Below are 26,463 nucleotides of genomic sequence, written 5' to 3'. Positions count from 1 at the left end.
AACTGTGGGAGCAGGCAAGCCAGCTCCCACAGTTTTATGTTGGTTGGCTTAGCACTATCCGGTCTTCACCGACTTCCTCGGCATACCGTGCCACCACCTTCTGGCACAGCCCCACAATATCCTCCACCAACTCCACCCCCACACGCCACGACACCACCACCTGCAAATTCGGCAATCGCTGCGTCATCGGCAACATCACCAATTCCCCGCGTGCCAACTCCTCGATGACCAGCACCGGCGGCAGTGCACCGATCCCAAAGCCATCGCGCAGCAAGCGGGTGATCGCCGACACCGAGTTCACACAGTTCATCCGCGGCGCAGCCACGCCGTTAGCCTGCATCAGGCTCAGTACGTCCTGGTGCGGGTGGGAGTTTTTCGAGTAGGTGATGATGCGCTCCTGGGCCAGTTCGGCGAGGGAGGCGTAGTCGCGGTTGTAGATGGATTGGCTGGCGACGATCCAGGCCATGGGGTGGCTGGCCAGTTCCAGGCTGCGCACGGTTTCCAGGCGCAGCAGGTCGGTTTGCAGGATCAGGTCAAGGAAGCCTTTTTGCAGCTGATCGCTGAGGTTCAGTGCGGTATCGGCGACTAACTCGATTTCCACCAGCGGGAAGTGGTCCATCAATTCGGCCACCAGCGGGCTGAGCCAGGTGTGGATCACTGTGTCCATTGCGCCGATCCGAATCCGCCCGACCTTACTGCTGGTGGTTTCCAGGGACTGCTTCAGGCCCTGCATGGTCACCATCATCTGCTCGGCGTAATCGAGCACCTTCAAGCCTTCCGGGGTCAGGCTCACACCGCGTGAGTCGCGCAGAAACAGCTTCACTCCCAACTCGCTTTCGAGCACGGCGATGCGGCTGGAGATCGAGGCTTGGGTGGTGAACAGCTTTTCGGCGGTCAGGCGAAAGCTCTTGAGCTTGGCCACCCAGACGAAGGTTTCGAGGAACTTCAAATTCATGGGATCAACTTTTTCTTATGCATGGATCGGTTTTTATTAGTTGGACGCCGCACCGGGCAAACGCCAAAAATCGAGCCATTCCACGATAAGCGTCGTTGGGGTGTAAGGACAAGTTGCGAGTTCTGCGTAAAAAATCCCACACTACAAAAAATACAAAGCCTGCAGGAGCACCACCGTGAGCCGTCTTTTATTGAACTGTGACATCGGCGAAAGTTTTGGCAACTGGACCATGGGTCTGGATGCCGAGGTCATGCCGTTCATTGATTGCGCCAACGTGGCCTGCGGTTTCCATGCCGGCGACCCGAGCATCATGCGCAAGACTGTCAGCCTGGCCCTCAAGCACGGCGTGCAAGTGGGCGCGCACCCGGCATACCAGGATCTGCAAGGTTTCGGCCGCCGCTCCATGACTTACACGCCCCAGGAAATCCAGGACCTGTTGCATTACCAGATCGGCGCCCTCGACGGCATCTGCCGGGCGCAAGGCGGGCGGGTCGGCTACGTCAAACCCCATGGCGCGATGTACAACGACATGATGGCCAACCCCACTCAACTGCGAGCGGTGATCCAGGCCGTGGCGGCGTATGGCGACTTGCCCTTGATGTTGCTGGCCACCCGCGACAACAGCGCGGCTCAGGCCTTGGGCGATGAATACGGTGTAACCCTGTGGTTTGAGGCCTTCGCCGACCGTGCCTATGACCACAAGGGGCATTTGGTCTCCCGGCAGTTGCCGGGCGCCGTGCATCACGACGCCGAGACCATTGTCCAGCAAGCCCTGACCATTTCCCTTGGCGAACCTCTGACCGCCAGCGATGGCAGCGCCTTGGTGTTACAGGCCAACACGCTCTGTGTGCATGGCGACAACGCCAGCTCGATCGCCGCCGTGCAGCGCATCCGCGAGGCGTTGAAGTCAGCATGAAGCCACGGATCGAAGTGGTGGCCATCGACTGTCTGATGGTGCGCCTGTTTGATGTGATTGCCGAAGACAATATGCCGTGGATGCTCGCTGCCACTCAGAGCCTGCGTAATGGTTTTGGCGCAGCACTGGTGGATCTGGTGCCGTCCTACACCACGTTGATGGTGCATTACGACCTCACCGCGTTGAGCCCGGCCCAGGCACGGGAACTGATCGACCAGGCGCTCACTGACCTGCAACCCCAGGCCCAGGGCAGCGGCCAGTGCCACGTGCTGCCGGTGTGGTACGACGTGAGCGTCGGCCCGGAGCTGACCTTGCTCAGCCAACGCAGTGGCCTGACGGCAGACGAAGTGATCCGCCGTCACAGCGCCCACCAATACCAGGTGTTCGCCCTCGGTTTCGCCCCCGGTTTTGCCTTTATGGGGTTGGTGGATGAAGTTCTCGCCACACCACGGCTCAACACCCCGCGCAAGCGTGTGGCCGCTGGCAGCGTGGGTATCGCCGAGCGGCAAACCGCCGCCTACCCGGTGGTGTCTCCGGGCGGCTGGAACCTGATCGGCCGCACCCCGGCCAAACTGTTCGACCGCGAGCGCGATGGCTACAGCCTGATGCAGCCCGGCGATACGGTGCGCTTTGAGGCAGTCAGCCACGCCGAATTTATCAACCTGGGTGGCGATGACACGCCGTTGGAGGCGCAGGCATGAGCCGCTTGATCATCGAGGCCAGCACCCCGCTGTGCCTGCTGCAAGACGCTGGTCGCTTTGGCGTGCGTCACTTGGGCGTAACCCAGGGCGGGGCGCTGGATTGGGTGTCGATGTCCTGGGCCAATTGGTTGCTGGGCAATACGCTGGATGCGCCTGTGGTGGAAATCACCTTGGGCGGGTTTACCGTGCAGGCCGAGGACTATTGTTTGCTGGCATTGGCCGGTGCGGATCTGGGCGCGTACATCGACGAGCGTGCCATCAGCCCGGGGCGCAGTTTTATCCTGCAAAAGGGCCAGCGTTTGCGTTTTACCCAGCCGTTCAGCGGTGCGCGGGCTTACCTGGCGGCGCCGGGCGGGTTTGATGCGCCGGATGTGCTGGGCAGTTGTGCCACGGTGGTGCGTGAGGAGTTAGGCGGGGTTGATGGTTTTGGCAAGGCGCTGGCCGAAGGCGGGCGCTTGGCGTATTCCGGCACTGGCGGGGCGATGAAGGTATTGAGGGATCCAAGCCTGCCTGCCAAGGCACCGTTGGACGTTATCGTCGGCGCACAAATCGGCCAGTTCAGCGGCCAAAGCCTGTTCGATGCGTTCAACACCGAGTGGGCCTTGGACAGCCGCGCGGACCGCATGGGCATGCGCCTGCTGGGCACGCCGTTGCAGTACCTGGGCCCGTCGTTGATTTCCGAAGGGATTCCGTTGGGGGCGATCCAGGTGCCGCCGGATGGGCAGCCGATTGTGTTGCTCAATGATCGGCAGACGATTGGGGGATATCCGCGACTGGGCGCTTTGACGCCGTTGGCGTTGGCGCGGCTGGCGCAGTGTCTGCCGGGGGAGAAAGTGCGGTTGGCACCGGTGGTGCAGGAGACGGCTTATCGGCAGCACATGGAATTTCTACAGCGGTTTCGCTGAGCCTTGATCGTTCCCACTCCGCGTGGGAACGATCTAATTCAAAATGTGGGAGCGGGCTTGCTCGCGAATGCGGTGGATCAGTCAGAAAATTCAGCGACTGACACTCTGCCTTCGCGAGCAAGCCCGCTCCCACATGTAGACCTGTGTTTATTTGGAGAGAAAGCGCATGCCTTCTTCCAACCCGCGCAGCGTCAGCGGATACATCTGATCTTCAACCAGCTCCCGCACAATCCCCGTCGACGCCGTAAAGTCCCACGTGTCCTTCGGATACGGGTTTATCCAGATCAGCTTTTTGTACTTGGCCATGAAGCGCTGCATCCACACATACCCCGCCTCTTCATTCCAGTGCTCGACGCTGCCGCCGGCCTGGGTGATTTCATACGGCGCCATCGACGCATCGCCGATAAAGATCACTTTGTAATCCGCGCCGTACTTGTGCAGCAGGTCTTGGGTAGAGGTGCGTTCCGACGTGCGGCGCTGGTTGTTCTTCCACACCGACTCGTACACGAAGTTGTGGAAGTAGAAATACTCCAAGTGCTTGAACTCGGTCTTGCACGCGGAGAACAGCTCTTCGCAGATCTTCACATGCGCGTCCATCGAGCCACCGATGTCGAACAGCAGCAACAACTTGATGGTGTTACGCCGCTCCGGGCGCATTTGTATATTCAACAATCCGGCATCGCGGGCGGTGTGGTCGATGGTGCCGTCGATGTCCAGCTCTTCGGCCGCACCCTGACGAGCGAATTTGCGCAGGCGGCGCAGGGCGATCTTGATGTTGCGTGTGCCCAGTTCCACCTGATCGTCGAGGTTCTTGTACTCGCGTTGGTCCCAGACCTTCACCGCCTTGCCCTGACGCTTGCCGGCATCGCCGACGCGAATGCCTTCCGGGTTGTAGCCGCCGGAGCCAAACGGGCTGGTGCCACCGGTGCCGATCCACTTGTTACCACCGGCGTGGCGTTCTTTCTGTTCTTCGAGGCGTTTCTTGAATTCTTCGATCAGCTTGTCCAGGCCGCCAAGGGACTGGATCTGTGCGCGTTCCTCATCGGTCAGCGAACGTTCGAATTCCTTGCGCAGCCAGTCTTCGGGGATCAGCGCCTGCAAGTGATCGTCAAGTTTTTCCAGACCGTTGAAATAGGCACCGAACGCTCGGTCGAACTTGTCGAAATGCCGTTCGTCCTTCACCAGGATCGCCCGGGCCAAGTAGTAAAACTCGTCCATGTCGGCGAAGGTCACGCGCTGTTTCAGCGCGTTGATCAAGTCCAGCAACTCGCGCACCGACACCGGCACCTTGGCTGCACGCATTTCATTGAACAGGTTGAGCAACATGGCAAGTGCCCTTATCGGTTACCGCGACGGCTCATGAACGCCAGGCGCTCCAGCAACTGCACGTCTTGCTCGTTCTTCACCAGCGCACCGGCCAGCGGCGGGATGGCTTTGGTAGGGTCGCGTTCGCGCAGCACGGCTTCGCCGATATTGTCGGCCATCAGCAGCTTGAGCCAGTCCACCAGTTCGGACGTTGAAGGCTTTTTCTTCAGGCCCGGCACTTTGCGCACGTCAAAGAACACGTCCAGCGCTTCGCTGACCAAGTCTTTCTTGATGTCTGGGTAATGCACATCGACGATTTTTTGCAGGGTAGTGCGGTCGGGGAAGGCGATGTAATGGAAGAAGCAGCGGCGCAGGAAGGCGTCCGGCAGCTCTTTCTCGTTGTTGGAGGTAATGATAATGATCGGGCGTTTCTTGGCCTTGATGGTCTCGTCGATTTCGTAGACGTAGAACTCCATCTTGTCGAGCTCTTGCAGCAGGTCGTTGGGGAACTCGATGTCGGCCTTGTCGATTTCATCGATCAGCAAAATCACCCGCTCTTCGGACTCGAACGCCTCCCAGAGCTTGCCCTTCTTCAGGTAGTTACGCACGTCGTGCACTTTGTCGACGCCCAGCTGCGAGTCGCGCAGGCGGCTGACCGCGTCGTACTCGTACAGGCCTTGATGCGCCTTGGTGGTGGACTTGATGTGCCAGGTAATCAGCTTGGCGCCGAAGGATTCGGCCAGTTGCTCGGCGAGCATGGTCTTGCCGGTGCCGGGTTCGCCCTTGACCAGCAACGGCCGCTCCAGAGTGATGGCGGCGTTGACGGCCAGTTTCAGGTCATCGGTGGCAACATAGGCCTGGGTGCCTTCGAACTTCATCGGTCATTCCTCGAAAATCAGCAATGCCCGACTATACCGCGCGGCCCCGGCGACTGTGAACGCAGACGGGTTATTCAGTCTCTGAATGGCCGGTCACTTTGGTTGGGTTCTCCAACGGTATAGACGCGGGACGCAACATTTCTCTGACTGGACGCTTCGGAAGACGAGGCATACCCTTGGGACCTTCTTGAAATTGCCTTAAGGACCCGTCATGAGCCGTATCTTTGCAGACAACGCGCACTCCATCGGTAACACGCCCCTGGTTCAGATCAACCGCATCGCACCGCGTGGCGTGACCATCCTGGCCAAGATCGAGGGGCGTAACCCGGGTTATTCGGTGAAGTGCCGCATTGGCGCAAACATGATCTGGGACGCGGAAAGCACCGGTAAACTCAAACCGGGCATGACCATTGTGGAACCGACGTCGGGCAACACCGGCATCGGCCTGGCGTTTGTCGCCGCCGCCCGTGGCTACAAGCTGCTGCTGACAATGCCGGCGTCCATGAGTATCGAGCGGCGTAAAGTGCTCAAGGCCTTGGGTGCCGAGCTGGTGCTGACCGAGCCGACGAAGGGCATGAAAGGCGCTATCGAAAAAGCCGCCGAGATCGTCGCCAGCGCCCCGGCCACCTACTTTATGCCGGGGCAGTTTGAAAACCCGGCGAATCCGGCGATCCACGAGAAAACCACCGGTCCGGAAATCTGGAACGACACCGATGGCGCAGTGGATGTCTTGGTGGCAGGCGTGGGCACTGGCGGCACCATCACTGGCGTGTCGCGCTATATCAAGAACATTGCGGGCAAGTCGATTCTGTCGGTAGCGGTGGAACCGGTGGTTTCGCCGGTCATTACCCAGGCGCTGGCCGGTGAGGAGATCAAGCCCAGCGCCCACAAGATCCAAGGCATCGGAGCCGGTTTCGTACCGAAAAACCTCGACCTGTCGATGGTTGACCGCGTTGAACTGGTGACCGATGACGAATCCAAAGCCATGGCCCTGCGCCTGATGCAGGAAGAGGGGATTCTGTGCGGTATCTCCTGTGGTGCCGCGATGGCCGTGGCGGTGCGCCTGGCCGAGAAGCCGGAAATGCAGGGCAAGACCATCGTGGTGATTCTGCCGGACTCCGGTGAGCGCTACCTGTCGAGCATGTTGTTCAGCGATTTGTTTACCGAGCAAGAAAACCAGGCTTGACGATCGTGATTGTTCCCACGCTCTGCGTGGGAATGCCGCCCTGGACGCTCCGCGTCCTACGGTTGTGGTGACGCGGAGCGTCACGGGATGCAGTCCCACGCAGAGCGTGGGAACGATCGGTCGGTTTGATTTGTGTCAGCCAGTCTCCCCAGGCCTTCTGCATAATGGCCCAAGTGTTTATTATGGCCTGCTGCTACGTCTGCTGTTGGCCAGGCGCTTATTTCCAGGAGTTGCTGCATGACCTTTTCTTTGGCCGCCAAACTGTCGGTGTTGCTGTTGTTTATCGGCAGCATTCTGTACGTGCACTTGCGCGGCAAGGCCCGTTTGCCGTTGCTGCGTCAGTTCGTCAACCATTCGGCGCTGTTCGCCCCCTACAACGCCCTGATGTACCTGTTCTCGGCCGTGCCGTCCAAGCCGTACCTGGACCGCAGCAAGTTCCCGGAACTGGACGTGCTCAAGGACAACTGGGAAGTGATCCGCGAAGAGGCCATGCACCTGTTCGACGAGGGTTACATTCGCGCCGCGGAAAAGAACAACGATGCCGGTTTTGGTTCGTTCTTCAAGAAAGGCTGGAAGCGTTTTTACCTTAAGTGGTACGACAAACCGCTGCCATCGGCTGAGGCGCTGTGCCCGAAAACCGTAGCCCTGGTCAGCAGCATCCCCAACGTCAAGGGCGCGATGTTCGCGCTATTGCCGGGCGGCAGCCACCTCAACCCGCACCGCGACCCGTTTGCCGGTTCCCTGCGTTATCACCTTGGGCTGTCCACGCCGAACTCTGATGACTGCCGCATTTTCGTCGACGGCCAGGTCTACGCCTGGCGCGACGGTGAAGATGTAATGTTCGACGAAACCTATGTGCACTGGGTCAAGAACGAAACCGAGCACACCCGCGTGATCCTGTTTTGCGACATCGAACGCCCGCTGAGCAGCCGCCTGATGACGCGCATCAATCGCTGGGTCAGCAAGCAGTTGGGTCGCGCTACCGCGCCGCAGAACCTGGACGACGAACGTGTTGGCGGGATCAACCAGGCGTATGCCTGGAGCAAAACCTTCAGCGACAAGTTCAGCGGCAAGGTCAAACAGTGGAAGCGCAAGTATCCCAAGGCTTATCGGATTGCTCGGCCGGTGTTGGCTGTCGTTGTCCTGGTGCTGTTGTGGCGCTGGTTGTTCGGCTAAATCACGCTAAATAAAAAAGCGCTGTATCGAGAGATACGGCGCTTTTTTTATGCCTGTAATGCGATCAAAACTGTGGACGCTGCGTCGTGCTTAGGAAGCGATCAACTGGCGCAGCACATAGTGCAAGATGCCACCCGCCTTGAAATACTCCACTTCATTGAGCGTATCAATCCGGCACAGCACCTCGACCTTCTCGCTGCTGCCATCCTCCCGCGTAATCACCAACGTCAGGTTCATCCGAGGCTCGATCTCGGCATCGGTCAGCCCGAGGATGTCGACCTTCTCCTTACCGGTCAGCTTGAGCACCTTGCGGTTCTGATCCAGCTTGAACTGCAACGGCAGCACGCCCATGCCTACCAGGTTGGAGCGGTGAATCCGCTCGAAACTCTCGGCGATCACCGCTTTGACTCCCAGCAGGTTGGTACCCTTGGCCGCCCAATCGCGGCTCGAACCCGTACCGTATTCCTGGCCTGCAACCACGACCAACGGCGTACCCGATGCCTGGTACTTCATCGAGGCGTCGTAGATCGCCATCTTCTCGCCGGTAGGGATATACAGCGTATTGCCGCCTTCCTCGCCGCCGAGCATTTCATTGCGGATACGGATGTTGGCGAAGGTGCCGCGCATCATCACTTCATGGTTACCCCGGCGTGAGCCGTAGGAGTTGAAGTCGCGTGGTTCCACGCCTTGCTCACGCAGGTAGCGGCCGGCGGGGCTGTCGGTCTTGATATTGCCGGCGGGGGAGATGTGGTCGGTGGTTACCGAGTCGCCCAACAGAGCCAGGATATTGGCGCCCTTGACGTCTTTGATCACCGGCAGGGGGCCTGCAATATCATCGAAGAACGGTGGGTGCTGGATGTAGGTGGAGTCCTTTTGCCATACGTAGGTCGCGGCCTGCGGCACTTCAATGGCTTGCCACTGCTCGTCACCGGCAAACACCTCGGCGTATTCCTTGTGGAACATGCCGGTGCTGACTTGGGCCACCGCGTCGGCGATTTCTTTGCTGCTTGGCCAGATGTCCCTCAGGTACACCGGCTTGCCGTCCTTGTCATTACCCAGCGGCTCGCTGCTGATATCAATGCGCACGGTACCGGCCAAGGCATAGGCCACCACCAGCGGCGGCGAGGCCAGCCAGTTGGTTTTCACCAGAGGGTGCACACGGCCTTCGAAGTTGCGGTTGCCAGACAATACCGAGGCGACGGCAAGGTCGGCTTTCTGGATGGCTTTTTCAATCGGCGCAGGCAATGGGCCGGAGTTGCCGATGCACGTGGTGCAGCCATAGCCCACCAGGTCGAAACCGAGTTTATCCAGGTAGTGGGTCAGGCCCGCCGCCTTGTAGTAGTCGGTGACCACTTTGGAGCCAGGTGCCAGTGAGGTTTTCACCCAGGGTTTGCGGGTGAGGCCTTTTTCCACGGCCTTTTTCGCGACAAGACCGGCGGCCATCATCACGCTGGGGTTGGAGGTATTGGTGCAGGACGTGATGGCAGCGATGACCACTGCGCCGTTTTTCAGGCGATAGGTGTGGCCATCCTCTTCGTAGTCGACTTCCCCGACCAGGTCGGCATTGCCCACGGCAACACCGCCACCGCCTTCACTTTCCAGGCGGCCTTCTTCCTTATTCGCCGGTTTGAACTGCAGGTTAAGGAAGTCGGTAAAGGCCTGGCCGACGTTAGGCAGGGAGACACGGTCTTGCGGGCGTTTCGGCCCGGCGAGGCTGGCTTCGACGCTGCCCATGTCCAGCGCCAGGGTATCGGTGAACACGGGTTCCTGGCCGGCGTTGCGCCATAGACCTTGGGCCTTGGTGTAGGCCTCAACCAGTTTCACGGTTTCTGTCGGGCGGCCCGACAGGCGCAGGTAGTCCAGCGTCACGTCATCCACCGGGAAAAAGCCGCAGGTGGCGCCGTATTCCGGCGCCATGTTGGCGATGGTGGCGCGATCGGCCAGGGGCAGGTCAGCCAAGCCGTCGCCGTAGAACTCGACGAACTTACCCACCACGCCTTTTTTGCGCAGCATCTGGGTGACAGTCAGCACCAGGTCGGTGGCGGTAATGCCTTCCTTGAGCTTGCCGGTGAGCTTGAAGCCGATCACTTCCGGAATCAGCATCGACACCGGCTGGCCGAGCATCGCCGCTTCCGCTTCGATACCGCCCACGCCCCAGCCGAGTATGCCCAGGCCGTTGATCATGGTGGTGTGGGAGTCGGTGCCCACCAGCGTGTCGGGGAAGGCGTAGGTGCGGCCGTCTTCGTCCTTGGTCCACACGGTGCGGCCCAGGTATTCGAGGTTGACCTGGTGGCAGATGCCGGTGCCCGGTGGCACCACGCTGAAGTTATCGAAGGCGCTTTGGCCCCAGCGCAGGAAGGCGTAGCGTTCGCCGTTGCGCTGCATTTCGATGTCGACGTTCTGTTCAAACGCGCTGGCGTTGCCGAATTTGTCGACCATCACTGAGTGGTCGATCACCAGGTCTACCGGCGACAGCGGGTTAATGCGCTGCGGGTCGCCACCGGCCTTGGCCACGGCGGCGCGCATGGCGGCCAGGTCGACCACGGCGGGTACGCCGGTAAAGTCTTGCATCAGTACGCGAGCGGGACGGTACTGGATCTCACGGTCGGACTGGCGCTCTTTGAGCCAGGCGGCAATGGCCTTGAGATCAGCGCCGGTGACGGTCTTGTTGTCTTCCCAGCGCAGCAGGTTTTCCAGCAGCACCTTGAGCGACATCGGCAACTTGTCCAGGTCACCCAGGCTCTTGGCGGCTTCGGGCAGGCTGAAGTAGTGGTAGGTCTTGCGGTCTATTTCCAGTGTTTTAAGGGTTCTCAGGCTATCAAGCGATGACATGACATGACTCCTTATGGTCCGCACGGCTACGGACCTGACGGGACGAACAGAGCTATCACGTTAGCCCTGTTTTGATTAGCAGGCTAATAACTGGACTCTATGGTTAAGTCCCAGGTTCCGAACTCGGCTATCATGCGCGCGTTTTCATGACAGGCCTTGCGCTACAGCAAGCCAGTTGCCAGGAGATTCAATGAACACCCTTTTTATGCACTGCCGCCCGGGTTTTGAAGGCGAAGTCTGTTCCGAGATCGCGGAACACGCCGCGCGCCTGAACGTTTCCGGCTACGCCAAGGCCAAGACCGGCAGCGCCTGCGCCGAATTTGTCTGCACCGAAGAAGACGGCGCCCAGCGCCTGATGCACGGCCAGCGCTTTGCCGAGCTGATCTTCCCAAGGCAATGGGCGCGCGGGGTGTTTATCGACCTGCCGGAAACCGACCGCATCAGCGTGATCCTTGCTCACCTGCAAGGCTTTCCGGTGTGCGGCAGCCTGTGGCTGGAGATGGTCGACACCAATGACGGCAAGGAACTGTCGAACTTCTGCAAGAAATTCGAAGTGCACCTGCGCAAAGCCCTGCTCGGCGCCGGCAAGCTGGTGGACGATCCAAGCAAGCCGCGCTTGCTGCTGACCTTCAAAAGCGGCCGCGAAGTGTTCATGGGCCTGGCCGAGTCGAACAACTCGGCAATGTGGCCGATGGGCATCCCGCGCCTCAAGTTCCCGCGTGACGCGCCAAGCCGTTCGACCCTGAAGCTGGAAGAGGCCTGGCACCACTTTATCCCCCGCGACCAGTGGGACGAGCGCCTGCACGGTGATATGACCGGCGTTGACCTGGGCGCGGCCCCAGGCGGCTGGACCTGGCAACTGGTCAATCGCGGTATGCTGGTGACCGCCATCGACAACGGCCCCATGGCTGAAAGCCTGATGGACACTGGTCTGGTGCAGCACTTGATGGCCGATGGCTTCACCTTCGTACCCAAGCAACCGGTGGACTGGATGGTGTGTGACATCGTCGAGAAACCCGCGCGTAACGCGGCATTGCTGGAAACCTGGATTGGCGAGGGGCATTGCCGTGAGGCGGTGGTGAACCTAAAGTTGCCGATGAAACAGCGTTACGCTGAAGTGAAGCGCTTGCTGGAACGTATCGAAGACGGCTTCAAGGCACGTGGCATTCGCGTGGAGATCGGCTGCAAGCAGCTTTATCACGACCGTGAGGAAGTGACGTGTCACCTGCGTCGGCTGGTAGATGTGAAGAAATCCAAGGCCCGGTAAACTGACGGCCAGTTTCAGGAGTAGACCATGAGCGATATTTTCGACACCGCCGTCGACGGCACCCTAGATGCCACCGGCCTCAACTGCCCCGAGCCGGTGATGATGCTGCACCAGCACATCCGTGACCTGCCGCCCGGCGGCTTGCTCAAGGTGATCGCGACTGATCCGTCGACCCGCCGCGATATCCCCAAGTTCTGCGTGTTCCTTGACCACGAACTGGTGGACCAGCAGGAACAGGCCGGTACGTACCTGTACTGGATTCGCAAGAAGTCCGCTTAAACCGGCACCTGAACGTGGCGAATCCGTCGGCGCGCGCTGCGTGCCAGGCGGATCACCAACATTGCGGCGGCGCAGCTCAAGCCCACAATCAGCCCCTGCCACAGGCCACTCGGCCCACTGGCCGCGCCCAGCCAATCGGTCAGCCCCAGGGCGTAACCCACCGGCAACCCCACACCCCAATAGGCAAACAACGTCAGCACCATGGTCACCCGCGTGTCCTGATAGCCACGCAGTGCACCGGCAGCGGTGACCTGGATCGCGTCGGAGAACTGGAACAGCGCCGCAAATACAATCAGCATCGACGCCACGTGGATGACCAACGGGTCAGGCGTATAGATCGTTGCGATCTGCTCGCGAAACAGCAGCATCAAGCTGCAGGACAGGCAGGCGTAAGTCAGTGCCGTGCCCATGCCGACTCCGGCGGCAAAGCGTGCTTCACGCGGCTCGCCACGGCCCAGCGCTTGCCCGACGCGCACGGTGACGGCCATGCTCAGGGAGTAGGGAATCATGAACACCAGCGAGCTGAAGTTCAGCGCGATCTGGTGCCCAGCCACCACGTTGGCGCCCAGGCTGCCGATCAACAGGGCGATCACCGCAAAGATGCTCGATTCGGCGAACACTGCAATGCCAATCGGCAAGCCGATGCTCAGCACGCGCTTGATCACCGCCCATTGCGGCCAGTCGAAACGCTTGAACAACTCGCTGCTCTGGTAAGCCGGAGCCCAGCGAGTCCAGGCGGCCAAGCCGAGCATCATCACCCACATCACGATTGCCGTGGCCCAGCCACAGCCCACGCCGCCCATGGCCGGTACACCGAAATGGCCATAGATGAACACGTAGTTCAGCGGAATATTCAATGCCAGCCCACACAACCCCATGACCATGCTCGGCCGCGTACGGCCCAGGCCATCGCTGAAGCAGCGCAGCACGTAATACAGGGCGATGGCGGGCATGCCGGACGCAATGCCGTGCAAGTAGGCCATGCAGGGTTTGATCAGTTCAGGGTCGACGTTCATCGCGTGCAGGATCGGCTCGGCGCTGATCAGCATCAGCAGCGCCGTTATCCCGACCACCACCGCCAGCCACAAGGATTGGCGCACCAGAGGGCCGATCTCGGTGTGGTTTCCGGCGCCGAAACGCTGGGCGACTTTCGGCGTGGTGGCCAGCAGCGTGCCGGTCATCAGCAGGTACACCGGAATCCAGATTGAGTTACCCAGGGCTACCGCCGCCAGGTCTCGGGGGCTCACACGCCCGGCCATCACCGCATCGACAAAACCCATGGCGGTGGTCGCAAGCTGGCCGATCATAATCGGCAGGGCCAATGTCAGCAGGCTGCGCACCTCGCGGCTGACGCGGGCGGGGCGGGAGAGGGTGGCGGTGGCAGTGTTCACGTACGGGTGTCCAGTAAAAGAGTTGCGAAGGACGGCGGAGTCTACGCTCTGACGCACTGGTCAGGAAAAAACCTGTGTTGGCGATTTGTAAGCAACCGCTGTGATGCCTGTACACTGCGGGTCCGCGAAAGGAGCCTGCCATGTTGATTGTTGCCGACGAAAATATCCCGCTGCTCGATGCATTCTTCGAAGGGTTTGGCGAGATTCGCCGGGTGCCCGGTCGTTCCATCGACCGCGCCACGGTGGAGCAGGCTGACGTGTTGCTGGTGCGCTCGGTGACCAACGTCAATCGCGCCTTGCTGGAGGGCACGAAGGTGCGTTTTGTCGGCACCTGCACGATCGGCACCGATCACCTGGATCTTGATTACTTCAAGCAGGCCGGTATTCAGTGGTCCAGCGCTCCCGGCTGTAATGCGCGTGGCGTGGTGGACTATGTGCTGGGCAGTTTGCAGACCCTGGCCGAGATCGAAGGTGCCGACCTCAATCAACGCACCTATGGCGTGGTTGGCGCCGGTGAAGTGGGTGGGCGTCTGGTCAAGGTGCTCAAGGGCTTGGGTTGGAAGGTGCTGGTGTGTGACCCGCCGCGCCAGGTTGCCGAAGACGGTGATTACGTCAGCCTGCAGCAGATTGTCGAGCAGTGCGATGTGATCAGCTTGCACACGCCGCTGACTAAGTCCGGCAACGGCGCCACCTGGCACCTGTTCGATCGTCAGCGCCTCAACAGGCTCAAGCCTGGTACTTGGCTGATCAATGCCAGTCGTGGCCCGGTGGTGGACAATGCCGCCCTGCGCGAGGTGTTGCTTGCTCGCGAAGACCTGCAAGCGGTCCTGGACGTGTGGGAAGGCGAGCCCGAAGTCGATGTCGACCTGGCTGACCTCTGCGTGCTGGCCACGCCGCATATCGCCGGTTACAGCCTGGAAGGCAGGCAACGCGGCACGGCACAGATTTATCAGGCGTTTTGTGCGCATCTGGGGCAGGCGCCGAGTATTCAACTCAGTGACCTGCTGCCGCCGCTGTGGCTGGCCGAGGTGCATTTGAATGCCTCGACTGATCCGGCTTGGGCGCTGGCGACCTTGTGTCGCAGCGTGTACGACCCGCGCCGCGATGATGCGGATTTCCGTCGCAGCCTTGTGGGAACCGTGGAAGAGCAACGCGTGGCGTTCGACCTGCTGCGCAAGCATTACCCGCCGCGCCGCGAAATTGATGGCTTGAAAGTGCGGATCAATGGCGAGTCGGCGCAGTTGTCGAGCATCGTGTCGGCGTTGGGCGCGACTACCCTTTAAGCGCGGATAAAAAACCCGGCCATCAAGGCCGGGTCGCAAAGAGCGTGGGCACTTCAGCCTTGCTGCGCAGGCTTGACCAATCGCTGTTCCAGCTCGCGGCATGCTTGCTGGATCATCTCTTCAGTAATCTGCACTTCGCGGCCTTGGGCGTCGATCACGGAGCAAGGCAGGTGCTGCGGCTGGCGGATTACTTCAATTTTGGCATCGCTGCTATTTTGCAAGGTCATGGCCTGTCTCCTCATCAGGTTGTGTATCTACTCTAATTCCCCCGCGTGACCAAGCGATTACAACTCCTTAGAAAATCACCGGTTCGGACTTCCAGTCCACCAGAAACCGATACATTTTTCCAGCCAGGCGTTAGACCAATCGCCTCTAGGGGCCAGCATCGGCAGGCATAATTAACCCGACTCATTGTTATTTACTCAAGTTCCCCCAATGTTGCTGTGTAGGTACCTATCTTCCTGACGCAGGTGATGCTCTCCATGTTCTCAATCCGTCAACGCCGTGCGATTCGCCTGGCCAGTCGCTTCGTTGCGCCCTACCGTTGGCAGGCGCTGGGTGCCTTGTTGGCGCTGATTGTCACCGCGGGCATCACCTTATCCATGGGGCAGGGTATCCGCCTGTTGGTGGACCAGGGTTTCATGACCCAGTCACCGCACCTGCTCAACCAGTCCATCGGCTTGTTCATGATCCTGGTGATGGGCCTGGCCGTCGGCACGTTTGCACGGTTTTACCTGGTGTCGTGGATCGGTGAGCGAGTCGTGGCCGACATCCGTCGGCAGGTGTTCAACCACCTGATCTACCTGCACCCAGGTTTCTACGAAAACAACCGCAGCTCGGAAATCCAGTCGCGGTTGACCACCGACACCACCTTGTTGCAATCGGTGATCGGTTCCTCCCTTTCGCTGTTCCTGCGCAATGCCTTGATGGTCATCGGCGGCATCGTGCTGCTATTTGTCACTAACCCCAAGCTCACCAGCATCGTAGTGGTGGCGCTGCCGTTGGTGTTGGCGCCGATCCTTATTTTCGGTCGCCGCGTGCGCAGTCTGTCGCGACTGAGCCAGGACCGCATCGCCGACGTCGGCAGCTATGTGTCCGAGACGCTCGGCCAGATCAAGACCGTGCAGGCCTATAACCATCAGGTACAGGACGAACAACGCTTCGCTGTCACCGTGGAAGAGGCGTTTGCCACGGCGCGCAAACGTATCGTCCAGCGCGCCTGGCTGATTACCCTGGTGATCATGTTGGTGCTGGGCGCTGTGGGCGTGATGTTGTGGGTGGGCGGTATGGACGTGATTGGCGGGCGCATTTCCGGTGGTGAGCTGGCGGCGTTTGTGTTTTACAGCCTGATCGTGGGCAGCGCCGTCGGCACCTTGAGCGAAGTACTGGGTGAGTTGCAGCGCGCCGCGGGTGCCGCTGAACGGATCGGCGAGTTATTGCAGTCGAGTAACGAAATCCAGGCGCCCGTCAGTGGCACTGTGCAATTGCCGGAACGGGTCAGTGGCCGCATGGAACTGCAAGACCTGCGCTTTTCCTATCCATCACGGCCGGACAGCTACGCCATCGACGGTTTGAACCTGACCATCAACCCTGGCGAAACCCTGGCGCTGGTGGGGCCGTCCGGTGCAGGCAAATCGACGATCTTTGATTTGTTGCTGCGCTTCTATGACCCCCAACACGGCCGTATCCTGCTGGAAGGCCACCCGCTGACCGAACTCGATCCCATGGACCTGCGTCGCCACTTCGCGCTGGTGTCCCAGAGCCCTGCATTGTTTTTCGGCAGCGTCGAAGAAAACATCCGCTACGGCAACCCGTCCGCCACCACGGTCCAGGTCGAAGCCGCCGCGCGTATCGCCCACGCTCACGACTTCATCCTGCAAATGCCCGACGGCTACCAGACCCACCTCGGCGATGGCGGCATGGGCCTTTCCGGTGGTCAGCGCCAACGCCTGGCCATTGCCCGTGCGTTGCTGGTGGATGCGCCCATCCTGTTGCTGGACGAAGCCACCAGCGCCCTCGACGCCCAGAGTGAATACTTGATCCAGCAAGCTTTGCCGCAGTTGATGCAGGGTCGCACCACGCTGGTGATCGCCCACCGATTGGCCACGGTGAAGAACGCGGACCGGATTGCGGTGATGGACCAAGGCAAATTGGTCGCGGTGGGGACACATCAGCAGTTGATCGCGAACAACCCGCTGTATGCGCGGTTGGCGGCGTTGCAGTTCAGTGATGGGGTGGAGGAACACGCTTCACACTGAATCATCGCCCATAAAAAATGCCCGCATCTTTCAATGCGGGCATTTTTTATGTCGGCTTCACACCTTATTGATCATCAAAATACCGCTCATGCCAATCCACCAACGGCTGTGGCGAGTTGAGCTTCTGGCCGTAGATCACCGAATAAGACAGCACGTTCTGCACGTACTGGCGGGTTTCGTCGAACGGGATGCTTTCTACCCACACGTCGAAACTCAGGTGATCAGCACCGCGCAACCATTGGCGTACGCGGCCGGGGCCGGCGTTATAGGCCGCGGAGGCGAGTACGCGGTTGCCGTTGAACTGGCTGTGCACCTGGCTCAGGTAGGCGGCGCCCAGCTGGATGTTTTTGTCCGGGTCCAGCACCTGGGCCGGGGAGGCCAGCGGGATGCTGAACTTGCGCGCAGTTTCCTTGGCGGTGCCGGGCATCAGTTGCATCAGGCCGCTGGCGCCGACGCCGGAGCGGGCGTCGTCCATGAAGGCGCTTTCCTGGCGAGTGATGGCGAATACCCAGCTGGAATGCAGGCCACGTACTTTGGCTTCACGCACCAGGGTGTCGCGGTGGGCCATCGGGAAGCGGATATCCAGATCGTCCCAGTACTGCGCCTGGCTGATGGTGCGGATCGCCGGGAAATACCACTTCATGTCGTAGGCCAACTTGGCCTGGGCGACCATTTCATCGCGGTTGAAGTGACGGCTGACGTGGTACCACTCGCGGCGACCATCCACCACCTGACCGCGCGCGTAGAACTCCAGGGCACGGCGTACACCGGGGGTGTTACGGACCTTGTTGATCAGCGCCTGGCTCATTACCAGCGGTTTGTTGGTCAGTTGATACGGGGATTTGGAGCGATCAGCAGCGAGGAATCCGTAGAAATCCCGCTCCTTGGCCACGTTTTTGTATAGCACCATGGCTTGTGGGTTTTTCGGCTCGGCCAATTCCAGGCTGCGCGCCTGCCAGTAACGCCAGCGGTTGGTGGTGGCCAAGTCTTGTGGGAGCTTGCGAGTCAACTGGTAGGCATCTTCCCAGCGGGCCAGGCGCAACAGCAGGCGCAGGCGCCATTCGGAGACGGTGTTGTCACGCAGCTCCGGGTCGTACTTGGTCATCACGTCCAGGGCGCGAGGGTCATACCGACGGGCCAGGGTCAGGCCGATTTCACGGGCGATCGACACTTTTTCGTCACGGGAGAAGTGCATGCTGCTGGCGTAACCGTCGAGCAGGGCCATGGCCTTGTCCGGGTCTTGGCGCGCCAGGCGACGCAAGCCCAGGCCTACGGCGTCGGACATGGCCTCGTTGGCCGGCAGGAAGCGGGACGGGTCGCCGAGCATGTCGGGCCTTTGCGCGACGTCGACCATCAAGCGGCCTTGGGCGCCGAGGGTCGGCAGGGTTTTCACCAGGCTGTTGGCCAGCGCGTAGTTACGGGCTTCGGCGGCGAGCTTGGCGCGGTCCCAGATTTTCTGTTCGGTGAGTTGGCCGTCGGCGGCCCACTGGCCGAAGGTGGCGTCACAGGCGGCCGGTTGGGATTTGCCGGTCAGCCAGAGCTTTTCGGTGGTCTTGTAGCCTTCGGCCTTCAGGTTGTGGGTGAGCTGGTACTGGGCGTGCAGGCAGTCCAGTTCAACGAAATTGAGTTTGGCGTCGTAGTACTTTTCAAAGGTCTGCCAGTCGCCACGGTCGGCCAGCCAGCGTAACCAGCGCAGTTTCATCCAGTTGGCCTGGGGCAGGTCGCCGTTTTTGGCGAGGAACTGTTCGATTTCCTCGTTGCTCGCGGTTTTCAGGCGTGCGGTCAGCTCGTCGTAGGCCAGGTATGGCGTGAGCGGGTAGTCGGCGAGGGCCTGGCTGTATTGCATGTACGGGCCGCTGTCGCCTTTGGCCAGGGCGCGTTTGGCTTCATCGTAATATTGACGTTGGGTGGTGAGGTCCACGGCCTGGGCAGATTGAACGGCGGTGGCGGAAAGAAGCAGACAAGATAAAAAGTTGAAAAGGCGACTGCGCATGAGACGTCCGTGCAGAGAAATCACGACTAGCGCCGGCACCGCCGACACTGATTGCCTCTAGCTTAGCCTTTTGCCCGCAACCGGTGAAAGCTTTGCGGGCCGGTTGGTTCAAGTTCGCTGCAAATGTCCTACAGAACGTGTCGGCCGTGAAAATGCCGACCGCATCCCACCCTCAACTCAGGTAGAATGCGCGCCCAGTTTTTGGAGAAGCGTATGACCCTGCTCAAATTCAGCGATGTGTCCCTTGCTTTCGGCGCTATGCCGTTGTTGGACAAGGTGTCCTGGCAGATCGCCCGTGGTGAGCGGGTGTGCATCATCGGCCGCAACGGCACCGGCAAGTCCAGCATGATGAAGCTGGTAAAAGGCGACCAGAAGCCCGATGACGGCTCTGTTTGGCGCGCCCCGGGCCTCAAGATTGGCGAATTGCCGCAAGAGTTGCCGGTGGCCGACGGACGGACAGTGTTCGACGTGGTCGCCGAAGGCCTGGACGGCGTGGGCGCGTTGCTCGCCGAGTACCATCACCTGGCGCAGAATTGCGTTACCGAAGAAGACCTGAACAAGTTGATGCATGTTCAGCAGGACCTCGAAGCCCGTGATGGCTGGCGCTTGCAGCAACTGGTCGACAGCACCCTGAGCCGCTTGCAACTGCCGCCTGACAAGACCCTCGCCGAATTGTCCGGCGGCTGGCGTCGTCGCGTGCTGTTGGCCCAGGCACTGGTGTCTGAGCCGGACCTGCTGTTGCTCGACGAACCTACCAACCACTTGGACATCGGCGCGATTGCCTGGCTGGAAGAGGCCATCAAGGACTTCCAGGGCGCCGTGCTGTTTATCACGCACGACCGTGCCTTCCTGCAGAGCCTGGCCACGCGCATCCTCGAATTGGACCGTGGCGGCCTGATCGACTGGAACGGCGACTACGCGAGCTTCCTGGTGCACAAAGAGGCCTCGCTGGCGGCCGAAGAAACCGCCAACGCACTGTTCGACAAAAAACTGGCCCAGGAAGAAGTCTGGATCCGCCAGGGCATCAAGGCGCGCCGCACCCGTAACGAAGGCCGTGTACGGGCATTGAAAGCCCTGCGTGTTGAGCGCGGAGAGCGTCGTGAGCGCACCGGCAAGGCGAATATCCAGCTCGATACCGCCGAGAAGTCCGGCAAGCAAGTGATGGTGCTGGAAAACGTCAGCTTCCATCATCCGGACGGCCCGTTCCTGATCAAGGATTTCTCCATGGTCCTGCAGCGCGGCGACCGTATCGGCCTGCTGGGTGCCAACGGCACCGGCAAGACTACCCTGCTCAAGTTGATGCTCAGCGGCCTGCAGCCGACCAGCGGCAAGGTCGAAGAAGGCACCAAGATCGACGTGGCCTACTTCGACCAGTTGCGTCACCAGTTGGACCTGGAAAAGACCGTGATCGACAACGTCGCCGAAGGTCGCGACTTTATCGATATCGACGGCCAGAGCCGTCACGTGCTGAGCTACCTGGGCGATTTTCTGTTCAGTCCGCAACGTGCGCGTACCCCGGTGAAAGCCTTGTCCGGTGGTGAGCGTGCGCGCCTGCTGCTGGCCAAGCTGTTCAGCAAGCCGGCAAACCTGTTGGTACTCGACGAACCGACCAACGACCTCGACGTGGAAACCCTCGAGCTGCTGGAAGAGGTCCTGTTAACCTTCAACGGCACCGTGTTGATGGTCAGTCACGACCGGGAATTCCTCGACAACGTGGTGACCAGCACCCTGGTCTTCGAAGGTGAAGGCAAGGTGCGTGAATACGTCGGTGGTTATCAGGACTGGCTGCGTCAGGGCGGCTCGCCGCGCCTTTTGGGCGTCACCGAGAGCAAGTCCGGCAAGGCCGACTTGACCTCGGCGGTGGTTACCCCGGCCGCTGCTGAACCGGCTCAAGAAGCCGCTCCGGCTGCCAAGAAAAAGCTCAGTTACAAACTGCAGCGTGAGCTGGAAGCCTTGCCGGGCGATATCGACGCCAAGGAACAGCAGATCGCTGCGGTAGAGGCGGACATGGCTGGCGCGGGTTTCTACCTGCGTCCGGCGGCGGAAACTGCCAAGGTCATCGCCTCCCTGGAGACATTGAACCAGGAGCTGGAAGTGCTGGTTGAGCGTTGGGCCGAGCTGGATGCCTGATTGATTCAACTGCATTAAAAAACCCGGTGTTCACTTGGATGAACACCGGGTTTTTTATAGGGGAATACAGCTCTTACATTTGATCTTCATCGGTCTTACGAGCTTTTCACCAGCTTCACTGCCAGTACATCGCAAGGCGCGCCGTGCAGCACGTCATTGGCAGTTGAGCCCAGTAGCAAGGCCAAACCATGACGGCCATGGCTGCCGACCACGATCAGGTCGCAATGCTGTTCCTTGGCCAGGTGGTGGATTTCCTGGCGAGGTTGGCCGTAAGTGAGGTGAGAGTTTTCCTTGGTCACTTCGGGGTATTTGAGGATCAATCGTTCAAGGCGCTCTTTGGCCTGATCAAATTGTTGTTGCTGCAGCTGGGAAAGGTCCATGGGAACGTCGCCACCAAAGGCCATGGCCATCGGTTCGACGATATGCACCAGCGACAGTTTGGCGTTGCTGGCGACTGCGAAAGCGCGAGCGCGCTTGATCACTGGATCGCACTCTTCGGTCAGATCTACCGCGACCAGAATATGTTCGTATGACATGGGGCGTTCCTCCAGGGGACTGCAATAAATTCAGTATGGCTGCTTTCAAGCGGATGGGGTTGCGTCAGATCAAATCCGCTCATCTGGAAATTCGGGAGTACACATATGACGGTCTGGATAGTGGTGTCAATCCTTGCGGTGGTTCTGAGCCCTCTGGCATGGCTGCGCCCGTCGCGCCATCAGAGCGGGCGCATGGCCTTGCGCATGGAGGCGCGCCGCATTGGCCTGGCCATGCAACTGGCGCCTCAAGAATGGCCGCATTGGCTCAAGCAGGAGCCGCCGAGCCCGTGCGCGCAGTACTATCGGCCACGACGCGGCAATATGCCGGCTATCTGGAGCTACTGGCAGCTTGAACCGGGGATGTGGGTCAATCAGTGGCGGGAGGTCTGCGTCGATGAAAAGTTGTTGCCGCATTTTGCGACGCTGCCGGCCAACGTCTACAAGGTCGAGGCCGACAAGCAAATGATCGCCTTGTATTGGGGCGAGAAGGGCGAAGCGAGTGTCTTGAAGGACATTGATACGCTGCTTAAAGCCCTGGCTTGAACCGTAGCCAATAAAAAGCCCGACATCATCATCGGGCTGGAGTTGGCCAGGCAGGCCGGTAAACCTGTGTTTCCTGCGCCGGATGCTCATCCAGGCGCGTTACGGTTGTCGCTAGCCTAGCGGCATATCCGGTCCTGTACAGTTTTTTTCCAGACTTTTTATATTATTGATTTCGTGAATATTTGAATATCGACGAGGCGCAGGCGCACGGGTGCGGTTCTGAAATGACTGGAAAGTCGCGTTTTTCCTAGCCTTTCGGGCGATTGACAATTGCTCGGAATTGGATGAAGGTGGCGTACCCAAATCAAACGGGCGTATGAATTGATCGTTTGTCTGTCAGACCGTTCATACAGAACCCGACTATCGCATTGGCGGGTGTGCCTGGCGGATTGGCGTGAGCATTGACCCAATTATCAATGCCTAACCATAGGCCAGCGTCCAATGTGTACTGTTCAGCTTCCATATCGTGGAGATCAGTTGATGATTTACGAAGGTAAAGCCATCACGGTTAAGGCTCTTGAAAGTGGCATCGTCGAATTGAAATTCGACCTCAAGGGTGAGTCCGTCAACAAGTTCAACCGTCTAACCCTGAACGAACTGCGTCAGGCCGTAGACACCATCAAAGCAGATGCTTCGATCAAGGGCGTGATCGTTTCCAGCGGCAAGGACGTGTTTATCGTCGGCGCGGACATCACCGAATTCGTCGACAACTTCAAGCTGCCCGATGCCGAGCTGGTGGCTGGCAACCTCGAAGCCAACAAGATCTTCAGCGATTTCGAAGACCTCAACGTGCCAACCGTTGCCGCGATCAATGGCATCGCACTGGGCGGTGGCCTGGAAATGTGCCTGGCTGCGGACTTTCGCGTCATGTCGGCCACTGCAAAAGTCGGCCTGCCCGAAGTCAAACTGGGCATCTACCCAGGTTTTGGCGGTACCGTGCGCCTGCCGCGCCTGATCGGTGCCGACAACGCTATCGAGTGGATTGCCTCCGGCAAGGAAAACAAAGCTGAAGACGCGCTGAAAGTCGGTGCCGTCGACGCTGTTGTGGCTCCGGACAAACTGGCCGAAGCCGCGCTGAACTTGATCAAGGGCGCCATCAGCGGCGAATTTGACTACAAGGCCAAGCGTCAGCCAAAGCTGGAAAAACTCAAGCTCAACGCCATCGAACAAATGATGTCGTTCGAAACCGCCAAAGGTTTCGTGGCTGGCCAAGCCGGCCCGAACTACCCGGCGCCAGTTGAAGCGATCAAGACCATCCAGAAAGCCGCGAACTTCGGTCGCGACAAAGCCCTGGAAGTGGAAGCTGCAGGTTTCGTCAAACTGGCGAAAACTTCGGCTGCCCAGAGCCTGATCGGCCTGTTCCTGAACGATCAGGAACTGAAGAAAAAGGCCAAGGCCTACGATGAAATCGCCAAAGACGTGAAACAGGCTGCCGTACTCGGCGCCGGTATCATGGGCGGTGGCATCGCCTATCAGTCGGCGTCCAAAGGCACGCCGATCCTGATGAAAGACATCAACGAGCACGGTATCGAGCAGGGCCTGGCGGAAGCCGCCAAGCTGCTGGTAGGCCGCGTTGATAAAGGTCGCATGACCGCTGCGAAGATGGCTGAAGTGCTTAACGGCATTCGTCCTACGCTGTCCTACGGCGATTTCGGCCACGTCGACCTGGTGGTCGAAGCCGTTGTCGAGAACCCGAAGGTCAAGCAGGCCGTACTGGCTGAAGTCGAAGCCCAGGTTAAAGACGACACCATCCTGGCCTCGAACACGTCGACCATTTCCATCAGCCTGCTGGCCAAAGCCCTCAAGCGTCCGGAAAACTTCGTCGGCATGCACTTCTTCAACCCAGTGCACATGATGCCGCTGGTGGAAGTGATCCGTGGCGAGAAGTCCAGCGAGCTGGCCGTTGCCACCACCGTTGCCTACGCCAAGAAAATGGGCAAGAACCCGATCGTGGTCAACGACTGCCCGGGCTTCCTGGTCAACCGCGTGCTGTTCCCGTACTTCGGCGGTTTCGCCAAGCTGGTCAGCGCCGGTGTGGACTTCGTGCGTATCGACAAGGTCATGGAAAAATTCGGCTGGCCGATGGGCCCGGCGTACCTGATGGACGTGGTCGGCATCGACACCGGCCACCACGGTCGCGACGTCATGGCTGAAGGCTTCCCGGACCGCATGAAAGACGACCGCCGTTCGGCGATCGATGCGCTCTACGAAGCCAAGCGCCTGGGCCAGAAGAACGGCAAGGGTTTCTACGCTTACGAGACCGACAAGAAGGGCAAGCAGAAGAAAGTGGCCGACCCTTCGGTTCACGAAGTGCTCGCGCCGGTCATCTACGAGCAACGTGAGGTGTCCGACGAAGACATCATCAACTGGATGATGATCGCCCTGTGCCTGGAAACCGTGCGTTGCCTGGAAGATGGCATCGTTGAAACCGCCGCCGAAGCCGATATGGGCCTGGTGTACGGTATTGGTTTCCCTCCATTCCGTGGTGGTGCGCTGCGTTACATCGATTCGATCGGTGTGGCCGAGTTCGTTGCCCTGGCTGATCAATACGCTGATTTGGGCCCGCTGTACCACCCAACCGCGAAGCTGCGTGAGATGGCCCAGAACGGCCAGCGCTTCTTCGGTTAAGTGCCCAGACGACTAGAGCGAGAATATTTATGAGCTTGAATCCAAGAGACGTCGTGATTGTCGACTTCGGTCGTACTCCGATGGGCCGCTCCAAGGGCGGCATGCACCGCAACACCCGTGCTGAAGACATGTCGGCGCACCTGATCAGCAAATTGCTGGAGCGCAACGTCAAGGTCGACCCGAACGAAGTCGAAGACGTGATCTGGGGCTGCGTCAACCAGACCCTGGAGCAGGGCTGGAACATCGCGCGCATGGCGTCGTTGATGACCCAGATCCCGCACACAGCTGCCGGCCAGACCGTCAGCCGCCTGTGTGGCTCGTCGATGAGCGCACTGCACACCGCTGCGCAAGCGATCATGACCGGCAACGGTGATGTATTCGTGGTCGGTGGCGTGGAACACATGGGCCACGTCAGCATGATGCACGGCGTCGATCCTAACCCGCACATGTCGCTGTACGCGGCAAAAGCTTCGGGCATGATGGGTCTGACTGCGGAAATGCTCGGCAAAATGCACGGCATTACCCGTGAAGCCCAGGACGCGTTCGGCCTGCGCTCCCACCAACTCGCCCACAAGGCGACCGTGGAAGGCAAGTTCAAGGATGAAATCATCCCGATGAACGGTTACGACGAGAACGGTTTCCTGAAACTGTTCGACTACGACGAGACCATTCGTCCGGACACCACCCTGGAAAGCCTGGCGGCCTTGAAGCCGGCGTTCAATCCAAAGGGCGGCACTGTGACAGCCGGTACTTCGTCGCAAATCACCGACGGTGCTTCGTGCATGATCGTGATGTCGGCGCAGCGTGCCCAGGACCTGGGTATCCAGCCGCTGGCGGTGATCCGTTCGATGGCGGTGGCGGGTGTGGACCCGGCAATCATGGGCTATGGTCCAGTACCGGCCACACAAAAAGCCTTGAAGCGCGCGGGCCTGACCATCTCCGATATCGACTTCTTCGAGCTTAACGAAGCTTTCGCCGCACAGGCCCTGCCGGTGCTGAAAGATTTGAAAGTACTCGACAAGATGAACGAGAAGGTTAACCTGCACGGCGGTGCGATTGCCTTGGGCCACCCATTCGGTTGCTCCGGTGCGCGTATCTCCGGCACTTTGCTTAACGTGATGAAGCAAAATGGCGGCAACCTTGGGGTTGCGACCATGTGCATTGGTCTCGGCCAAGGCATTTCCACCGTCTTCGAACGCGTCTAAGCGTTAAGTTGACGGAAGCCGGGGCCCAGTGCCCCGGTTTTTGTTTTTTTGCGGTTTCGTATTTTTTTTTTAACAAATTTTGTAAGAGGGCCAAAG

The 26,463-nt window shown here is 59.8% G+C and carries 21 protein-coding genes; 13 read left to right on the top strand and 8 right to left on the bottom strand.

Features of this window, described 5'->3' with window-relative positions:
* Positions 1-34: 34 nt before the first annotated feature.
* Entirely contained in the window at positions 35-955 is a 921-nt protein-coding gene (locus BFL40_RS09075) for a LysR family transcriptional regulator (RefSeq protein ID WP_071483645.1), read from the bottom strand.
* 175 nt (positions 956-1,130) lie between these two features.
* Between BFL40_RS09075 and BFL40_RS09070 the strand changes: the two genes are divergently transcribed.
* The 3 genes from BFL40_RS09070 to BFL40_RS09060 are packed head-to-tail and all read left to right on the top strand — an operon-like array spanning position 1,131 to position 3,477.
* On the top strand, positions 1,131-1,871 hold the full coding sequence (locus tag BFL40_RS09070) for a 5-oxoprolinase subunit PxpA (RefSeq protein WP_071483644.1): 741 nt from the start codon (positions 1,131-1,133) through the stop codon (positions 1,869-1,871).
* Positions 1,868-2,572 carry a 5-oxoprolinase subunit B family protein gene (locus tag BFL40_RS09065; protein ID WP_071483643.1) on the top strand — a complete coding sequence of 235 codons (705 nt, stop codon included), beginning with the start codon at positions 1,868-1,870 and terminating at the stop codon, positions 2,570-2,572. Before BFL40_RS09070 ends, BFL40_RS09065 begins: the two co-directional genes overlap by 4 nt.
* Positions 2,569-3,477, top strand: a complete 909-nt coding sequence (locus BFL40_RS09060) for a 5-oxoprolinase subunit C family protein (protein WP_071483642.1) — start codon at positions 2,569-2,571, stop codon at positions 3,475-3,477. The genes BFL40_RS09065 and BFL40_RS09060 overlap by 4 nt, the downstream gene beginning before the upstream one ends.
* 147 nt (positions 3,478-3,624) lie before the next feature.
* Here the strand turns inward: BFL40_RS09060 and BFL40_RS09055 are convergent, their stop codons facing one another.
* A complete protein-coding gene (locus BFL40_RS09055; RefSeq protein WP_071483641.1) occupies positions 3,625-4,803 on the bottom strand; it encodes a vWA domain-containing protein in 1,179 nt (392 codons plus the stop codon).
* Between the two features lie 11 nt (positions 4,804-4,814).
* Positions 4,815-5,660, bottom strand: a complete 846-nt coding sequence (locus BFL40_RS09050; protein ID WP_003210690.1) for an AAA family ATPase — start codon at positions 5,658-5,660, stop codon at positions 4,815-4,817.
* Positions 5,661-5,871: 211 nt separating this feature from the next.
* On the opposite strand from BFL40_RS09050, the gene cysK reads away from it, so the two are divergent.
* Positions 5,872-6,846: a cysteine synthase A gene (gene cysK, locus BFL40_RS09045; RefSeq protein WP_071483640.1), complete on the top strand. Its 975-nt coding sequence runs from the start codon at positions 5,872-5,874 to the stop codon at positions 6,844-6,846.
* Positions 6,847-7,083: 237 nt separating this feature from the next.
* Positions 7,084-8,022: an aspartyl/asparaginyl beta-hydroxylase domain-containing protein gene (locus BFL40_RS09040; RefSeq protein ID WP_071483639.1), complete on the top strand. Its 939-nt coding sequence runs from the start codon at positions 7,084-7,086 to the stop codon at positions 8,020-8,022.
* 90 nt (positions 8,023-8,112) lie between these two features.
* Here BFL40_RS09040 and acnA read toward each other — a convergent pair whose 3' ends face one another.
* On the bottom strand, positions 8,113-10,854 hold the full coding sequence (acnA, locus tag BFL40_RS09035) for an aconitate hydratase AcnA (protein WP_071483638.1): 2,742 nt from the start codon (positions 10,852-10,854) through the stop codon (positions 8,113-8,115).
* Between the two features lie 190 nt (positions 10,855-11,044).
* On the opposite strand from acnA, the gene rlmM reads away from it, so the two are divergent.
* A complete protein-coding gene (gene rlmM, locus BFL40_RS09030) occupies positions 11,045-12,121 on the top strand; it encodes a 23S rRNA (cytidine(2498)-2'-O)-methyltransferase RlmM (RefSeq protein ID WP_071483637.1) in 1,077 nt (358 codons plus the stop codon).
* 27 nt (positions 12,122-12,148) lie between these two features.
* Entirely contained in the window at positions 12,149-12,400 is a 252-nt protein-coding gene (gene tusA / locus BFL40_RS09025) for a sulfurtransferase TusA (RefSeq protein WP_071483636.1), read from the top strand.
* On the opposite strand, the gene BFL40_RS09020 is transcribed toward tusA, so the two are convergent.
* Positions 12,397-13,791 carry an MATE family efflux transporter gene (locus BFL40_RS09020; RefSeq protein WP_071483635.1) on the bottom strand — a complete coding sequence of 465 codons (1,395 nt, stop codon included), beginning with the start codon at positions 13,789-13,791 and terminating at the stop codon, positions 12,397-12,399. The genes tusA and BFL40_RS09020 overlap by 4 nt on opposite strands.
* 140 nt (positions 13,792-13,931) lie before the next feature.
* On the opposite strand from BFL40_RS09020, the gene pdxB reads away from it, so the two are divergent.
* Positions 13,932-15,074, top strand: coding sequence for a 4-phosphoerythronate dehydrogenase PdxB (gene pdxB, locus BFL40_RS09015; protein ID WP_071483634.1), 1,143 nt, complete (start codon positions 13,932-13,934; stop codon positions 15,072-15,074).
* A 53-nt stretch (positions 15,075-15,127) separates the two neighbouring features.
* On the opposite strand, the gene BFL40_RS34050 is transcribed toward pdxB, so the two are convergent.
* Entirely contained in the window at positions 15,128-15,301 is a 174-nt protein-coding gene (locus tag BFL40_RS34050) for a PA1571 family protein (protein WP_027604248.1), read from the bottom strand.
* 255 nt (positions 15,302-15,556) lie between these two features.
* Between BFL40_RS34050 and BFL40_RS09010 the strand changes: the two genes are divergently transcribed.
* A complete protein-coding gene (locus BFL40_RS09010; protein WP_071483633.1) occupies positions 15,557-17,332 on the top strand; it encodes an ABC transporter transmembrane domain-containing protein in 1,776 nt (591 codons plus the stop codon).
* Positions 17,333-17,396: 64 nt separating this feature from the next.
* Here BFL40_RS09010 and BFL40_RS09005 read toward each other — a convergent pair whose 3' ends face one another.
* Positions 17,397-19,325: a transglycosylase SLT domain-containing protein gene (locus BFL40_RS09005; protein ID WP_071483632.1), complete on the bottom strand. Its 1,929-nt coding sequence runs from the start codon at positions 19,323-19,325 to the stop codon at positions 17,397-17,399.
* Between the two features lie 213 nt (positions 19,326-19,538).
* Here BFL40_RS09005 and BFL40_RS09000 point away from each other — a divergent pair, with 213 nt between their 5' ends.
* On the top strand, positions 19,539-21,455 hold the full coding sequence (locus BFL40_RS09000) for an ATP-binding cassette domain-containing protein (protein WP_071483631.1): 1,917 nt from the start codon (positions 19,539-19,541) through the stop codon (positions 21,453-21,455).
* Positions 21,456-21,550: 95 nt separating this feature from the next.
* Here BFL40_RS09000 and BFL40_RS08995 read toward each other — a convergent pair whose 3' ends face one another.
* Complete coding sequence (locus tag BFL40_RS08995) at positions 21,551-21,991, bottom strand: universal stress protein (protein ID WP_071483630.1); 441 nt, start codon at positions 21,989-21,991, stop codon at positions 21,551-21,553.
* Between the two features lie 105 nt (positions 21,992-22,096).
* Here BFL40_RS08995 and BFL40_RS08990 point away from each other — a divergent pair, with 105 nt between their 5' ends.
* The 3 genes from BFL40_RS08990 to fadA all read left to right on the top strand — a co-directional run bounded on the left by BFL40_RS08990 (position 22,097) and on the right by fadA (position 26,367).
* Entirely contained in the window at positions 22,097-22,534 is a 438-nt protein-coding gene (locus BFL40_RS08990) for a hypothetical protein (RefSeq protein WP_071483629.1), read from the top strand.
* A 480-nt stretch (positions 22,535-23,014) separates the two neighbouring features.
* Positions 23,015-25,162: a fatty acid oxidation complex subunit alpha FadB gene (gene fadB, locus BFL40_RS08985; protein WP_071483628.1), complete on the top strand. Its 2,148-nt coding sequence runs from the start codon at positions 23,015-23,017 to the stop codon at positions 25,160-25,162.
* A gap of 29 nt (positions 25,163-25,191) precedes the next feature.
* Complete coding sequence (fadA, locus tag BFL40_RS08980) at positions 25,192-26,367, top strand: acetyl-CoA C-acyltransferase FadA (protein ID WP_024074080.1); 1,176 nt, start codon at positions 25,192-25,194, stop codon at positions 26,365-26,367.
* Positions 26,368-26,463: the final 96 nt, after the last annotated feature.

Origin of the sequence: Pseudomonas costantinii (assembly GCF_001870435.1) — a bacterium.
GTDB lineage: Bacteria > Pseudomonadota > Gammaproteobacteria > Pseudomonadales > Pseudomonadaceae > Aquipseudomonas > Aquipseudomonas costantinii.
The sequence above is the reverse complement of the archived record's forward strand: the minus strand, read 5'-3'. Positions and strand labels throughout refer to the sequence as shown.